This window comes from Streptomyces calidiresistens (assembly GCF_014141525.1).
Lineage (GTDB): Bacteria > Actinomycetota > Actinomycetes > Streptomycetales > Streptomycetaceae > Streptomyces > Streptomyces calidiresistens.
Genome location: NZ_VKHS01000887.1, coordinates 1 through 2092, shown reverse-complemented (window position 1 = coordinate 2092; position 2092 = coordinate 1). Strand labels below are relative to the sequence as shown.

The following is a 2092-nucleotide window of genomic DNA, read 5'->3' as shown; positions in this document are numbered from 1 at the left end:
CCCTACCGCCCCGCCACCCGCCGGTTCGCCGACCCCGTTCACCTGCGGGTGGAGGCGGTGCCGGAGTACGCGCTGCTGACGGGCGGGGACCGGCGCCGCGCCGACGCCCTCCTGAGCCGCGCCGCGCTCCTGCGAGAGGCGGTCCTGGAGCGCGGCACCCCGGTGGACCGCGACGAGGTGTGGCGGCTCAAGCAGGAGGCGCTGGAACTGGTGCTGCGGGTCCCGCTCGGACCGGGGCGGCACGCCGCCTACTGCGCCTTCCTCGCCGAGCACGGCCGCGCCCTGGAGGACCACGCCACCTGGTGCGCCCTCACGGAGCTGTACGGGCCGGACTGGACCGGTTGGCCCGAGGGGCTGCGCGATCCGCGCTCCACCCGCACCGCGCGCGCCCGCGCCGAGCACCTGACCCGGATCGACTTCCACTGCCGGCTCGCCTGGCTGGTGGACGAGCAGCTCGCGGCGGCCCAGCGGACCGCCCGTGAGGCGGGGATGGACATCGGCCTGATCCACGACCTCGCGCTCGGCGTGCACCCGCGCGGGTCGGAGAGCTGGGCCCAGCGGCACGTGCTGGCCGTCGGCATGTCCACCGGGGCGCCCCCCGACGCCTTCAGCGCCGACGGCCAGGACTGGGGGTTGCCTCCGTGGCGGCCCGACGCCCTCGCCGAGACCGGTTACGCCCCCTACCGGGACCTGCTCACCGGCCTGCTCCGGCACGCCGGCGGGCTGCGCATCGATCACGTGATGAGCCACTTCCGGCTGTGGTGGATCCCCGAGGGCCGCCCACCGCGCGAGGGGACCTACGTGACCTACGACGCCTCCGCCATGCTCGGCACCCTCGCCCTGGCCGCCCACCGCGCCGGCGCCGTGGTCGTCGGCGAGGACCTGGGGACGGTCGCGCCCGGGGTACGGGAGGAACTGGCGGGACGGTCGGTGTTCGGCACCTCCGTCCTGTGGTTCGAGCGCGACTGGGAGAAGGCGGACGCGAACGGCACGGCGCCGATCCTGCGACCGGGGGAGTGGCGCCCGGGCTGTCTGGCCACCGTGACCACGCACGACCTGCCGCCCACGGCGGCCCGGCTCACCGGGGAGGACGTGGAGCTTCGGGCCCGACTGGGCCTGCTCGGCGGTGCCGAGGGGGAACCGGACCCGGAGGCGGACCCGGAGGCAGTCGGCGACGGGCCGCGGGCCGGGACCTCCCGGGGCGGGGAGGACGCCGCGCGGGCCGCGGACGACCGCGAGCGCCGGCGCTCGGAGGCGCTGGAGACCGCCCGGGCCGAGGCCCGGAGGGAGATCGGGGACTGGCTGGACCTCTTCCGTCGGATGGGCCTGCTGCGGCCGGGCGCCGGTGAGGAACAGCAGATCGCCGCCGCCTACCGTTTCCTGGCCCGGACCCCGGCCCGACTGCTCGGGATCTGGCTGCCCGACGCCGTGGGCGACCGCCGCTCCCAGAACGTCCCCGGCACCTGGCGGGAGTACCCCAACTGGCGACTGCCGATCGCGGACGCCTCGGGCCGGCCGGTCACCCTGGAACGCCTGACGGGCTCGGCCCGGGCGATGGCCCTGCTGGAGGCGGTGCGGGCGGAGATGGCCCGGGGCCCCGGGGGCCCGGCGGCCTCCGCGGGCGCTCCGCCCGGAGCCGGCGCCGGAACCCCCTGACCCGCGGGCGGCGGCACCCCGGGGAATCGTCCGCCCGTTCGACGGATGGTTCGGGTCGGGTCCGGGGGCGCTCCCGGGCCCGCTGGGGGGGCCCGGGGACGCGCCGGGGCCACCCCGGTCGAGCACCGGCCCGGGCGGTTCGTTACCTTGGGGCCGTGGCCAATCTGAACAAGAAGCGCGCCGCCCGGGCCGGAGCCGTCACGCTCGGCTCGGTGCTGACGCTGCTCATGACGTCCCCCGCCGCCCACGCCCTGTACCGGGACGACGGGGATCAGCCCGGTGAGGGCCTGAGTGTCTTCGAGACCATCGGCCTGTTCGTGATCACGCCGATCGCCGCGTTCGTCGTCATCGCCGCCCTCGTGGTGATCGGTGAGAAGGCAGCGGTCAAGCGCAACTCCACCAGCCGCAACATCAGCACCTGAGGCCCCCTCCCGCC

The 2092-nt window shown here is 76.6% G+C and carries 2 protein-coding genes; both read left to right on the top strand.

All coding sequences use genetic code 11. From position 1 onward, the window contains the following. On the top strand, positions 1-1656 hold a 1656-nt coding region (locus tag FOE67_RS23805), incomplete at its 5' end, for a 4-alpha-glucanotransferase (RefSeq protein WP_182666894.1). A 155-nt stretch (positions 1657-1811) separates the two neighbouring features. Continuing rightward, complete coding sequence (locus tag FOE67_RS23800; protein ID WP_323385384.1) at positions 1812-2078, top strand: hypothetical protein; 267 nt, start codon at positions 1812-1814, stop codon at positions 2076-2078. Positions 2079-2092 lie beyond the last annotated feature (14 nt).